This window comes from Amycolatopsis sp., assembly GCF_025464955.1.
Classification (GTDB): domain Bacteria; phylum Actinomycetota; class Actinomycetes; order Mycobacteriales; family Pseudonocardiaceae; genus Amycolatopsis.
The window spans coordinates 1-12498 of record NZ_JAODNM010000036.1 but is presented as its reverse complement, the minus strand read 5'-3'; the positions used below and the strand labels follow the sequence as shown (position 1 = coordinate 12498).

Below are 12498 nucleotides of genomic sequence, written 5' to 3'. Positions count from 1 at the left end.
TGGTCGCTTGACCCAACAGCGAGTCTCTACCGAACCCGGGGCGGTTCAGAGGTTCTTGAGGTCAGCGGGTGTGGTCGGCTGGTGGTGACTGTGGGACTCGTCGGCGTGAACGTGGGACTCGCCGGGCTGGAGTGTGGGACTCGCCGACGCGCTGTGCGAGTCCCACACTCAGCGAGGGCGAGTCCCACAGTCAGGAGTGCCCTAGGTCGCAGGGGTCGGCGTGGGGTGGAGGGTGGTGGTGACGAGGTCGTAGCCGAGGTCGGGGTGGATGCCGTCGGGATTGGTCACTGAGCCGTCGGTGTACCAGGTCCGGTCGGCTTCGGGATGCGGGCCGACGACGCCGACGCGGCCTGCGCCGTAGGTCGCCACGACGGCTGCCGGCGCGCCGTTTTGGTAGGTGGCCAGCACGGTCGCGGCGGCGCCGGGGTTGAGCTTGAACTGCGGGCCGTCCTGGAAGAACATGTGCCGCGGCCGCCCGCGCCAGCTGACTTCGACGATCGTGTCCTCCACAGTGGACACTGTGGCGCCGCGCGAGCTGACGTACTCGGCGGTGTCCCCTGGCAGCAGCGCGAAACCCGGGGTCGCGCCCGCCAGGTACCCGCCGAGACAGAAGCCCAGGTAGTGTCCGCCGCCGTGCACCCAGCCCCGGATGTCGTCGGCGTACGAGCGCATCTTGCGCCACGCCGGCTCGAGGCTACCGCCGCCGGGCTGCGCGTACACGGTCGCCGTGGCGAGGGTTTCCTTGGTGAGCTTGACGTCTTCACCGGGCCCGCAGAACACCGTCCGGAACGACGTCGGACCGGTCTCCAGGAGCGTCGCGACGGCTTCCGGGCAGCCGGACGTCGACGCCGGGCCGCGATAGACCAGCGCGAGCGGCCGCGTGTCCGCACCACCTGCCGACGAACACGCGGCGAGCCCGCCGAGCAGCCCCATGGCGCCCGCGGCCACGAGGAACTCACGGCGTCCGAAAACTCGTGAAGTCTCCATCAGGACGATTCTCTCGCGAGTGCCTCGTTGTCCGCGCGCTTGGGAAGCCCATCGGGGCCGCGCGGAAACGGGCTCGGTCGCCAGCCGTCGGGCAGCCTGGAGACGGAAGCAGGTGGCGCCGGCCGTGTCCGACGCCGTGAAGCCCAGCGACGAGCTCGTTTCGCGGCCGCGCTGACCAGGGATTCGAGCGGTCCACGTCCAGCCGTCGCGCGCCACGCGAGTCCGATCAACAGGGCCGCGGCAACCTGCAGGATGTACCCGGTCGTGGAGTCGTAGACGTCGTAGTCGGAGTTGAGGAACATGATGTGCGCGGTATACAGCGTGAGCGTCATGCTGCCGGCAGCCGCGAGAGGCGCGCGGACCACTGCGATCACCTGCCGCCAGCCTGGTTTCGTGACGTGCCCAAGCAGCAGGAACAGCCCCAGCAACCCGGTCGCGGAGCCGATCGTGCCGATCAGATCTGGTGGGGTGCTGGTGTGCGGCGCGTTGGTCGCCAGCCACCACCACGACGACGTGGGCACCGTGCCGTCACCGCCGAGCCTCAGCATCTCCGACGTCTCCGGGATGGTCAGGACGCTCCTCGGCTGCGCGGCCCAGATGTGCGCGAGCCCGCCCATCCGGTTCAGCAGCTCAGAAGACGCGATCACCGCGCCCATCGCCATCACCACCCCGCTGACCAGCAGCGCGAACGCCACCTTGACCCTCGCCAGGTTCAGCCTGCCGATGACCAGCCCGGCGCACAGGTACGCCAGCCACGGCACTGCCGGGTACTCCCCGGTCAGGGACAGTTCCGACAGCAGCGCGATCGGGTGGTGGAACAGGTAGCCGAAAGTCGGGTTCTCCAGCGTCGCGGCGGGCAGGTGCGCGAGCAGGACGTGGCTCAGCGCGGGCACCCCGCCCGCGACGGCGACCCCGGCCACGGCGATCGCCCAGGTCGGCAGGTACACCAACGGGATCGCGAGCACGAACAACACCGCGTAGTACGGCAGGATCACCGCGCCGAGCGCCGCATCGGCGTAGCCGATCACGAGCCCGATCAGCAGGACGACCAACGCACGGGCGCCGAGCGCGGCCGCCGTCGGGCCGGCGTCGCGTGCCTTGACCCGGGCGCGTCCGGTCATGAACGCGATGCCGACCCCGGCGAGTACCGCGAACGTCGCCGCCGCGCGCCCGCCGAAAACGGCGAACGACCACGTCGGCGAACCGTCCGGATTGGACTCGAACAGCGAGTGGACGGCCATCATGCCCAGCAACGCGACCCCCCGCGTCGCGTCGACGCCGAGCAGGCGCGACGCCGTGCGCGACTTGACCGGCTCGCTCATCTGTTCATCACCGCGTCCACCAGGTCCAGCCCGAGATCGAGCCCGAGCGTGCCGGGCACCGCCAACCCGACATCGGAGAACCAGTCAGCGGTCGCTTCGGGATGGGGACCGACGACGCCGACCCTGCCGGAGCCGAACTTCGTGACGAGTGCGGCGATCGTCTTGTTGGGATATGTCGCGAGCACCGTCGCCGAAGCGCCGGCGTCGAGTTCGAACAGCGGCCCGTCCTGGAAGAACAGCGTCCGCCGACGACCGCGCCAAGTGACCTCGACGACGGCGTTGTCCTCGGAGTGCACGGTCGCCGAACGCGACGCGATGTACTGGTCGGTGTCGCCCGGCAGCAGGTCGAAACCCGGGGTGGCGCCGGCCAGATACCCACCGAGGCAGAAGCCCAGGTATCGCCCGCCGGACCGCACGAACGAACGGATGTCTGCCCGATGGCGCCGCAGGTGCTTGTAGCCGTGGTCCAGGCTTCCGCCGCCGGGCTGGGCGTACAACGTGGCGCCGGACAGCGTTTCGGCGTCGATCGACAGGCGTTCTTTCGGTCCCACGTAACGGACGTCGAACCCGTGGTCGCTCGATTCGAGCAGTTCGGCGACCGCTTCCGGGCAGCCTCGCAGCGACGCGGGTCCGCGATAGACCAACGCGACCGGCTTCCCGTGTCCCCGGCTCGGAGGCGACCCCCAGTCGGCCAGCGCGCGGCGGAGGGACGCGAACACTCCGCTCACGAAGCACTCACCTTCGGTTTGAGAAGCGGCCAATGCGCCACGCGGACCCGGCGCACTTCGGGTTCAGGAACCGGCCCGCTGCTCACACCCTCGGCGGGAATGCCGCGCCAGCGTGTCCCCGACGGCAGATGCTCGCCCTTCATCAGCAGCGACAGCGAACCGAGCGAGACGTCCTTGCCGACCACGGCGTCGTAGAGAACGACCGCGCGGGTGCCGACGGTGGCGCCCGCCGCGACGGTCACGACCGACATCTTCATCACTCTGTCCTCGAAAAGGTGCGTCTGCAGGGAAACCTCGGTGCCGATCGTGGCGTCGTCGCCGATCTCGACGAGGTCGAACTCGGTGAGATACGTCGTGCCGATCCAGGTCCGGCGGCCGATCCGCGCGCCGAACCACCGCAGCACCGGCGGCAGGAACGGGGTGCCGACAAGCATGCCGACACCGGCCGGGACCGCGGCCGCTTCGTAAAGCCCGGTGACGAACTCGGAGCGCCGCACGAACGGACTCCACAACGGCTCGACGCGCGGCACGTAGGTCCCGATGAGGTTGCGCTTGATGGCCACGCAGTAGGCGATGGTGCCCAGTCCGACGGCCATCGCCACCAGCGGCGAAACGAGCGCCGGGACCGGCAGGTCGCGCCCGTCGGCGAGCCCGGAAAGCGCGAGCAGGAACAGGTAGAAGCTCACGCCCAGCACGGAAGCGGGCAGCGTCGCGCGGAAGAACTCGACGGCGAGCCGGTGCGCGACGACCTTCCGTGGCGGGCTGAACGTCTCCGCCTCGGAGTACGACCCGCTGTCCTGCCGCTGCGGCAGGTTCATCGCGGGCGAGCCCAGCCACGAAGTGTTCTTGAGGACGCCCTCGTACGGCAGCACAGTGCTGACGCCGACCAGCGACCCGTCGCCCATCGTCGTCCCGCCCGGAACGAACGCGGCGTTGCCGACGAACGCACGGCTGCCGATGCGCGTGGGCAGCAACGCCACCCTGCCGTTGGCGAACGTCGCCGCGCCGACACTCGCCATGTCCGCGACGAAACTCTCTTCCCCCAAGGTAAGCAGGTCCGGGTCCAGGTGCGCCGCGGTGGAAACCTCGGCCCGCCTGCCGATCTTGGCGCCGAGCAACCGCAACCACGGCACGGTGTACAGCGTGGCGTACAGCGAGTTGGTGAACAGCAGGCTGAATTCGAGGAGCTTGTCCGCGACCCATTTGCGGACCCCGAGTCCCGAGCGGACCGGGTGGATGCCTTCGGGCACGCTGGGCAGAACCAGCCGCTTTCCGACCGCGACGACGACGCAGACGGTGACCACGAAGATCGGCCCCGCCAGCAGTGTCGCGACCAGCCCGGCGAGCACGCCCCAGCCGAGCAGCGCCCACCAGACGAGTGCGACCCCGGGCACGATCATCGCGATGGCCCCGATTTCGAGTCCGCACAGGCCGATCGTCGCGGCCAGGACGTGCTGCGGACGCCAGCCGCGCAGGCCGCCCGGAGCGTCCAACATGGACTCCGCCGAGGGTTCCAGGTCTTCCACGGGTTTCGCGGGTGAGCCGGACCACTTCTTGCCCGTGGGCACGGATTCACCTTGGCCCAGCACGGACTGCTCGCCGAGTGCGGCACCGGGTTCCACTGTGGACCCGGGCTCGAGGACGGTGTTGGCCCCCACGAACGCCCCGGCGCCGACGGTGATCGGCGCGACTTCGACCCAGCCGTCACCGACGCGCCACGGACGCAGCGCGGCGCCGTAGCCGATCGAGGCGTCAGCTCCGATGTGGACCATCGACGGCAGGCTGATCGAGCTGCTTTGGATGGTCGTGCGAGCGCCGACCTTCGCGCCGAGGACGCGCAGATACAAGGCCATCAACGGCGAGCCGCTGAGCACCGGCAGCGGACCGATGGCGAGCAACAGGTCCAGGAGCCACAACCGCAGGTAGGTGATGCCCCACAACGGATATCGACCGGGCTTGATCCCCGCGGACAGCGGCCGTGCGAAGAGCGGCGGCACCACCCAGCGCACCCCGAGATAGCTGATCACGATCGCGATCAGCAGCTGGACCAGAACGGATACCGAGACGTCACCGTTGTTGATGGTGTAGACGTACGACACGGGCAGCGTGATGACCAGCAGCAGCAGGTAGATGCCCACCGCCTGCGCGGCGCCGGCGCGGCCGATGCGGGCGGTGCCGTGGCGTCGCGGCGCGGGCCGAGGCGCCGAGTTCGCCGGTTCGGTCTGCGCGGCGGCACCGATGTGGGCCGCCATCGAGCGGACGGTCGGGTTGGCGTACAGGTCGCGGACAGCCGGGCTGGCACCGATTTCCTGAGCGCGCAACAGGGAAACCACCGTCGCGGCGAGCAGGGAATGTCCGCCGAGGTCGCCGAAGAAGTCCGCCTCGACCGACAAGGACTCCGGCTCGACAGCGAAAGCCTTGGCCCACACGGCCTGCACCCGAACTTCGAGCTCGCCCTCGGCTGCCACCACCGGGTTGTCCGCGGCGAGAAGGCGCCGGCCGGTCGGCGTCGGCAGCTTCGTGCGGTCGACCTTGCCGCTGGGCATCGTCGGCAGCTCGGCGACGACGTCGAGGAACGACGGCACCATGTACGCCGGAAGCCGTTGCCGCAGCTGGCGATGCAACCGGGAGACGACCTCGGCTTCTTCGCTGTCACCGATGGGCACGATGTACGCGGCGAGCTCGCCGGGGCCGTCCCCCCGTGTCAGCGGTACGAGCGCGGCCACGGCTTCGGCTACGCCGACGTCTTCGAGCAGCACGTTGTCGATCTCGCCGAGGTCCACCCGGTAGCCGCGGATCTTGACCTCGGCGTCGGCGCGGCCACGGTACTCGATCTCGCCGTCTTCGGTGATGCGGCCGAGGTCGCCGGTGCGGTAGAGGCGGCTGCCCGGCGGCACCGAGGCGTGCTCGATGAACCTGTCCGCGGTGAGGTCGGGACGGCCGACATAACCGCGCGCGACGCCCACGCCGCCGATGCAGATCTCGCCGACCTCGCCGTCGGGGATTTCGTTGCGCTCGTCGTCGAGCAGGACGATCGAGTACGTCGGCAACGGCCTGCCGATGGTCACCGGGCGGCCGGAGACGAGCTCGCCCCAGGTCGCGGTGACGGTGGCTTCGGTCGGGCCGTAGGTGTTGAGAATGCGGCGTCCGGCGCGGCTCCAGCGCTCGACCAGGCGCGCGGGACACGCTTCGCCGCCGACGAGCAGGGTGCGGATGCGGGGCAGCTCGCGGGGAATCGTCGCCAGGAGGGTGGGCACGCAGTAGAAGACGGTCACGGCGGTCTCGTCGAGGAAGTCCGCGAGTTCGGCGCCGAGGCGGCGGGAATCCGTCGGGCCCACCACCAGCGTCGCGCCGACCGACCACGTCGGCCAGATCTCCTCGATGGAAAAGTCGAACGAGATCGTCATGCCCTGGTAGACGCGGTCGCCGGGGCGGACGTCATAGACGTCGGGCACGACGTCGAGGAAGTTGCAGATACTCGACTGCGCGACCTCCACCCCCTTCGGCCGCCCGCTGGAGCCCGAGGTGTAGATGACGTAGGCGGCAGGGTCCTCGTCGACCGCCACGGGCGCCGGTCTGGACTCCGGTTCGGTCGCGAGCCGCGCGGCCGAGGTGTCGAGTTCGAGGACCGCGCAAGCAAGCCCGGCCGTGCCGGCGGCGAGGTCGGCCGTGGTCAGGATGAGGTCGACGCCGGAATCCTCGGCGATGTAGGCGATCCTGTCCGGCGGGGAGGCCGGGTCGATCGGCACGAACGCCGCGCCGGACTTCCCGATGCCGAGCAACGCGACATAGGTGTCGAGCGAACGCTGCAGCAGGATCGCCACCCGGTCGCCCGGCCCGAGGCCGCGGCCGCGCAGGTGGTGGGCCAGCCGGTTGGCACGCGCGTCGAGCTCGCCATAGGTGAGCTTCGCCGTTTCCGCCTCGACGGCGATCCGCTCCGGCGCGCGCTCGGCAGCCGACTCGAACACCTGCTCCAGGCGCCGTGCCGTAAGCCGGGAAAGATCTTCCTCTTTCGAGATTGTCGCGCTCAGTCGCAACGGACACTCCGGTGAGTAATTCGAACCTGGGGCACGCCGGAACCATCGGAAATTCCGTTGATCTTGTTACATCGGAATTACGACACGATGATCACTGCATTTCACCGTACATGGTCTCGGGAGTTGATCTCCCGGTCAAGAGCACAAATCCCGGCGGAAATGGACACCGCGCCACTTCAGTGGACATTCAGCTCGCGAACCCGCGCAAAACAGTAGCGGGAGCCTGTGAGGAGAACTACATCGGCCGACCAATCCCACCGGCTGACCGCTACGAAAGGAATTGTGTGCGAAACCTGTGAAAAGAACAGGAGACTGGCTCGCCACGACTTACCGTAATCTGCTAAAGCCCGCACACCCGTCACCCAAACGCCAATTCGCCGCACGTTCGGTGGGGCGTTGCGTCACGTTCCCTCGGCACGACATGGCGACCCTCGCGTGGCGCTGAACGCCAGCGCGGCGGCCGCCATCAGGATGGCCCCGAGGGGTCCTTTGCCGAGCGGACGTGGCGGCTTAGGGAAGCAAGGACGAGGCGGCCGGGGTAGAGGGAGGAACGAGAGCCTGTTGCGTGACGGACCCCAGGATCAGGCGCGATGGGCCCGGCGGCGGGCGAGGACGACAGCGACGGCGACACCGTAGGCGACATGGTCGGCAACCTGCGGCAGCGCGGGCAGCGCGCGGATGCGGGGGAACCGTCGGCCGACGACTCCGAGGTCGAGCGCGGCGACGACCAGTCCGGCGGCCGCTCCGGCCGCGACAGTGTGCCGCTTCGGCAAAGTGCCGGCGAAGACAGCAGCCCAGCCGAAGGAAAGCGCGACGTGCGCCACGGCGGCGGCCGCGAGCAGTGGCAGCGGGCGTGATTCGCGCGGCAGCACCATTGTTCCCGCCGCCAGCGAGGCCTCCAACGGGTCATCGCCGACGACGAGCGCACACAGCGTCGACGGAGCTCCGCTCACGACGGCGGCGAACGCTCCCGCCGCCGCTGCGTCGCGAAGAAAGCTTCTGGCCTCAGCTGCCAAGGCTTAGCCCGCCGGTCGCGGTCAACGCGGCCAGCGCCGGCCCGTACATCCGCGTCTTGATGGTGCCCAAGGTCTCCCCCGCCTTCGAAGCCAGCGGCGCGACCAGGCCGATCGCGGTCGAGAGGACCTCATCCTCGGTTACCGCGCGGTCGACGATCAGCGCCGCGGCCGCCTCCGTGCCGCCGTAGCGGCGCCCGGTCGTCATCACCTCGTGCGCGACCTGCGGATGCAGCCGCCCCTGGATGAGCGCCGCCATCCCGGGTGTGAACGGGATGTGGATGTCGACCTCGGGCAGGCAGAAGAATCCGCGATCCGCCCGCATGACCCGATAGTCGTGGGCGAGCGCGAGCATCCCGCCGGCCGCGAACGCGTGACCGCCGATCGCCGCCACCGTCGGGACCGGCAAGGTCAGGACGCGAGCCAGCAGCGCGTGGATCGAGCCGACGTAGGACTCGGCCTGGTCGGCATTGGCCATCAGCCAATCGAGGTCGAGCCCGTTGGAGAAGAACTTGCCCGTCGCCGTCGTCACCAACGCGCGCGGCCCCTCGGCGCCGGCAACCTCGTCGAGCGCGAGCCCGATTTCGGCCAGCCGATCCGGATGGAACCGGTTCTCGGTGTCCCCGAGGTCCAGCATGAAGACGTCACCGACACGGTCGAGCTTGGGCATCGAAACTCCTCTGCGTTGAGATCCCCGATGTTACTGGCCAGTAGCCCAACCGGCAACCGCGGCTGCGCGACAATTGGACCGTGACCCGAAAATCCACCACGGACTGCCCCTGCGGGCTCGACAAGGCGTACGACGAGTGCTGCGGGGCCATGCACAGCGGGGTTGCGACGGCGACGACCGCGGAGTTGCTTATGCGGTCGCGGTTCAGCGCCTTCGCCGTCGGCGACGAGGCCTACTTACTGCGGACGTGGCATCCCACGACCCGGCCTCGCGAGGTCGACTTCGATCGCAAGCAGAAATGGACGCGCTTGGAGATCCTCGGCAAGAGCGGCGGCGGCGCGTTCCACACAGAGGGGACCGTCGAGTTCCGGGCACATTTCACCTATCGGGGGCAGCCGGATTCCTTGCACGAGAACAGCCGATTCGTCCGTGACGAGGGCCAGTGGAGCTACTTGGCTCCGCTCTGACGAAGACTCTCGTCTTGACAATAAACATTGTCGGTGAGAGCCTGGCTTCATGTTCGACGTGGCAGTGATCGAGGACGCGGCGGCCGCCGAGGTGTCGCTCGATCCGATGCGGGCGCGGCTGTTGTCCGAGCTCAGCGAACCGTTGTCCGCCACGATGTTGGCGGGCCGGGTGGGGTTGGCGCGGCAGAAGGTCAACTACCACCTCAAGTCGCTCGAGAAGCATGGCCTGATCGAGCTCGTCGAGGAACGCAAGAAGGGCAACGTCACCGAGCGCCTGATGCGCGCGACGGCGTTGTCGTACGTCATTTCCCCGAGGGCACTGTCCGCGGTGGAGCCGGATCCGGCCGTCTCGCCGGACAAGCTGTCCGCGCGCTGGTTGCTGGCCGTCGCCGGACGTCTGGTGCGCGACGTCGGCGATCTGATCACCGGCTCGACCAAGGCCGGCAAGCGCGTCGCGACTTTCGCCATCGACGGCGAAGTCCGGTTCGGCTCGGCCGCGGACCGGGCGGCGTTCGCGGAAGAATTGGCCACCGCGGTCACCGCACTGGTGAGCAAATACCACGACGAAAGCACCGAAGGCGGCCGCTCGCACCGCGTCGTCGTCGCGGTTCATCCCAGCACCGAAGGCGTTCGCCCGTAACAACTCTGACCGCAACTCGACGGCGAGTTGCGGACTAGGGCAGGGTGGCGACGAGGAGGTCGAGGGCGCTGTGCTGGCGGGCGGCGTCGGTGGTGTCGAGCGGGCCGGCCCAGCGCAGGCCGTATTGGTTCAGCGTGTCACGGTCGGCGGCGTACGCCGTGTCGGCCTGACGCTGTAAGTACGTCTGGTACGGACGCCCTGGCAGAACCCGGTTCAGCTCGCCGAGGTTGCGAGCGAACGCGCCTTTGAACGACGGACCGTCCGCGCCGCAGTCACCGGTCTCGCACGGATCCCTCAGTACACCGCCGGAATTAAGCGACGTCGTGGTGGTCGACGCGTCAGCGAGCTGACGCGCGGTGGTCAGCAGGCCGGCGTTTCCGTTCGCCCGGTTCAGCTCGGCGAGCGCACCGACGATGACGCCCTGGTTGTAGCTCCACACCGTCCCGTTGTTGTTGCCGCACGCGGAGTTGAGACCGTCGTTGACCAGGTGGGCGCCGTTGATCATGCCGCTGGCCGCGAACCATGACCAGGCCTGGTTCGCCCGCGCGAGGTACGTCGTGTCCCCGGCCAGCCGGTTGTGCAACGACGCGTTGACCTTGATGAACAGCTCGTTGGTGATCGCGTTCTTGTAGGTCTTCGCGGTCGACCACCACACCCCGCCGCCGCAGACGCCGTCCCGGTAGCCCGCCATGTAGTTGGCGCCCGCGACGGCCGAGTCGAGGTAGCGATGGTCCCCCGTCAGGTCGAAGGCTCGGATCCAGGCCAGCGCCCACCATCCGGTGTCGTCGAGGTAGGCATTGGTGAAGTTCGCGCCGTTGTTCTTGTCGAACGTCGTCGCGATCGCGTACGGGTACGCCGTCGATCCCGTTCTGACGCCGTAATCGAGCATCGACGTCATCGCGTTCGCCGAATTCCACCAGCCGGTGGTCGACCACAGCCCGGTACCGGGATCGTAGAACTGCATCAGCGCGGTGGCCGCAGCCTCGGTCCGATTCCCGGCCCCGACCGTGGACCGGGCCCACGCGGTACACGCGATTTCGGGCCGGTCACCCGCTTTTCCACAGGCGCGCAACGCGCCGAGGCGCTGGTTCGTCGGGTAGTCGACGTTGTACATCAGCGTCCGCCACCCGCGCGAACCGGCGGGAACCACCGTATTGCCGATGCGGCTGTCGGCAGCCCACGTCTTGCCGCCGTCGAAAGACCGGTCCAGCCACGCTTCATCCCCGGGCGAACCGTTGTCGATGCTCGCCCAACCCATGTTGTCGCCGTCCGACAGGTGCAGCACCAGGCTCCGACTCCAGATGGACGTCGTGCCCGCGGACCGGTCTCCCGCCGCCTTCGCCGGGTCGTAGCCGTCGCAGTATTTCGCGCACACGACGGTACTGACACTGCTGACGGTACTGACACTCCTGACAGTGCTGACACTGCTAGCGCTGGTGGGTGCGGGCGGCGTCGTAGTGATGGGTGCGAGCGTCAAACCGGTCACGAGCAGCGCCGTCAACCACATCAAGCAAGCGTGACAGGGGTCACCTCATCGAGCGACAAAGTCGCCTGTTCAGCCCCGGCCGGAGGTCGTGCCGAACGCGGTGCGTTACGGCCGGGCGGTACGTTGTCCCCATGTCCAGGACTCGTGTCTACCGCAACGGAGTGCTCGAAGCCGAGAACTTCCCCGTCGAGCAGATTTCGGACTATCTGGACGATCCGGCGGTGACGGTCTGGCTCGACTTCTGCGAGCCCACCGAAAAGGACCTGGCCGCGATCACCGAGGAACTCGGCCTGCACCCGCTGGCCGTCGAGGACGCCGTCCACGAGCACCAGCGGCCCAAGCTGGACCGGTACGACACACACGCCTTCCTCACCGCGTACGCCGCGGTCCTCGACCCGGCCACCGGCGACCTGCTCACCTCAGAGGTCGCGGCGTTCATCACCGCGCACGCACTGGTCACCGTGCGCAAAGACGACAATTTCGACATCCTGGCCGTCCTCGACCGCTGGGACACCTCGCCGGACCTGGCCAAGAGCGGCACGGGGTTCCTGGTCCACGGCCTGCTCGACTACATCGTCGACGGCCACTTCGAGGTCGTGCAGTCCCTCGACGAACAGATCGAAGCCCTCGAGGACCTGGTGTTCGAAGACCGGCCGAAGGACGCCGACCTGCAGCGCCGGTCTTTCCAGCTGCGCAAGAGCCTGGTGAAGGTCCGGCGGGTGGTCCTGCCGATGCGCGAGGCCGTCAACGCGATCATGCGGCGCGACCTGCACATCGTCGACGACGCGATGCAGCCGTACTTCCAGGACGTCTACGACCACGTCCTGCGCGCGATGGAATGGACCGAATCGCTGCGCGACCTGGTCACCACGATCCGCGAGACCCAGCTCAACCTGCAGAGCAACCGGATGAACAACATCATGAAGAAGGTGACCAGCTGGGCGGCGATCATCGCGATCCCCACCGCGGTGACCGGGTTCTACGGCCAGAACGTGCCCTATCCGGGCTTCCAGACCATCGCGGGCTTCTGGACGTCGTCGGGGATCATCGTCGTACTGTCGGCGATCCTCTACCTCGCCTTCAAGCGCCGCGACTGGCTCTAGGGCAAAAGCTCGTGAGCGTTGCGGCCGGTTAGAACCGGCCGCAAC

Annotated in this window: 10 protein-coding genes; 3 read left to right on the top strand and 7 right to left on the bottom strand. The window is 68.5% G+C overall.

Annotated elements, in window-relative coordinates; all coding sequences use genetic code 11:
* Positions 1-201 precede the first annotated feature (201 nt).
* From JWQ81_RS07265 to JWQ81_RS07240, 6 genes are all read right to left on the bottom strand, one after another.
* On the bottom strand, positions 202-987 hold the full coding sequence (locus tag JWQ81_RS07265) for a BPL-N domain-containing protein (RefSeq protein ID WP_297538877.1): 786 nt from the start codon (positions 985-987) through the stop codon (positions 202-204).
* Complete coding sequence (locus JWQ81_RS07260; RefSeq protein ID WP_297538875.1) at positions 987-2309, bottom strand: heparan-alpha-glucosaminide N-acetyltransferase domain-containing protein; 1323 nt, start codon at positions 2307-2309, stop codon at positions 987-989. Before JWQ81_RS07260 ends, JWQ81_RS07265 begins: the two co-directional genes overlap by 1 nt.
* Complete coding sequence (locus tag JWQ81_RS07255; protein ID WP_297538873.1) at positions 2306-3037, bottom strand: BPL-N domain-containing protein; 732 nt, start codon at positions 3035-3037, stop codon at positions 2306-2308. The genes JWQ81_RS07260 and JWQ81_RS07255 overlap by 4 nt, the downstream gene beginning before the upstream one ends.
* A complete protein-coding gene (locus tag JWQ81_RS07250; RefSeq protein WP_297538871.1) occupies positions 3034-7005 on the bottom strand; it encodes a Pls/PosA family non-ribosomal peptide synthetase in 3972 nt (1323 codons plus the stop codon). The genes JWQ81_RS07255 and JWQ81_RS07250 overlap by 4 nt, the downstream gene beginning before the upstream one ends.
* Positions 7006-7655: 650 nt before the next feature.
* Positions 7656-8027: a hypothetical protein gene (locus tag JWQ81_RS07245; protein ID WP_297538869.1), complete on the bottom strand. Its 372-nt coding sequence runs from the start codon at positions 8025-8027 to the stop codon at positions 7656-7658.
* A 52-nt stretch (positions 8028-8079) separates the two neighbouring features.
* Positions 8080-8757 (bottom strand): enoyl-CoA hydratase-related protein, encoded by a 678-nt coding sequence (locus JWQ81_RS07240; protein ID WP_297538867.1) that lies wholly within the window; start codon positions 8755-8757, stop codon positions 8080-8082.
* Positions 8758-8906: 149 nt separating this feature from the next.
* Between JWQ81_RS07240 and JWQ81_RS07235 the strand changes: the two genes are divergently transcribed.
* Together JWQ81_RS07235 and JWQ81_RS07230 are read left to right on the top strand one after the other, a co-directional pair.
* Complete coding sequence (locus tag JWQ81_RS07235; protein WP_297538879.1) at positions 8907-9224, top strand: YchJ family metal-binding protein; 318 nt, start codon at positions 8907-8909, stop codon at positions 9222-9224.
* Positions 9225-9273: 49 nt separating this feature from the next.
* Positions 9274-9864, top strand: coding sequence for a helix-turn-helix domain-containing protein (locus tag JWQ81_RS07230; RefSeq protein ID WP_297538865.1), 591 nt, complete (start codon positions 9274-9276; stop codon positions 9862-9864).
* Between the two features lie 34 nt (positions 9865-9898).
* Here the strand turns inward: JWQ81_RS07230 and JWQ81_RS07225 are convergent, their stop codons facing one another.
* Positions 9899-11239 carry a glycoside hydrolase family 76 protein gene (locus JWQ81_RS07225; RefSeq protein WP_297538863.1) on the bottom strand — a complete coding sequence of 447 codons (1341 nt, stop codon included), beginning with the start codon at positions 11237-11239 and terminating at the stop codon, positions 9899-9901.
* A 242-nt stretch (positions 11240-11481) separates the two neighbouring features.
* Here JWQ81_RS07225 and JWQ81_RS07220 point away from each other — a divergent pair, with 242 nt between their 5' ends.
* Complete coding sequence (locus JWQ81_RS07220; RefSeq protein ID WP_297538861.1) at positions 11482-12453, top strand: magnesium transporter CorA family protein; 972 nt, start codon at positions 11482-11484, stop codon at positions 12451-12453.
* The last annotated feature ends 45 nt before the right edge of the window (positions 12454-12498 follow it).

Bases quoted from the DNA above. Each gene is read 5' to 3' on its own strand.
- JWQ81_RS07265 (WP_297538877.1), bottom strand. From the start codon at position 987: ATGGAGACTTCACGAGTTTTCGGACGCCGTGAGTTCCTCGTGGCCGCG.
- JWQ81_RS07260 (WP_297538875.1), bottom strand. From the start codon at position 2,309: ATGAGCGAGCCGGTCAAGTCGCGCACGGCGTCGCGCCTGCTCGGCGTC.
- JWQ81_RS07240 (WP_297538867.1), bottom strand. From the start codon at position 8,757: ATGCCCAAGCTCGACCGTGTCGGTGACGTCTTCATGCTGGACCTCGGG.
- JWQ81_RS07235 (WP_297538879.1), top strand. From the start codon at position 8,907: ATGCACAGCGGGGTTGCGACGGCGACGACCGCGGAGTTGCTTATGCGG.
- JWQ81_RS07230 (WP_297538865.1), top strand. From the start codon at position 9,274: ATGTTCGACGTGGCAGTGATCGAGGACGCGGCGGCCGCCGAGGTGTCG.
- JWQ81_RS07220 (WP_297538861.1), top strand. From the start codon at position 11,482: ATGTCCAGGACTCGTGTCTACCGCAACGGAGTGCTCGAAGCCGAGAAC.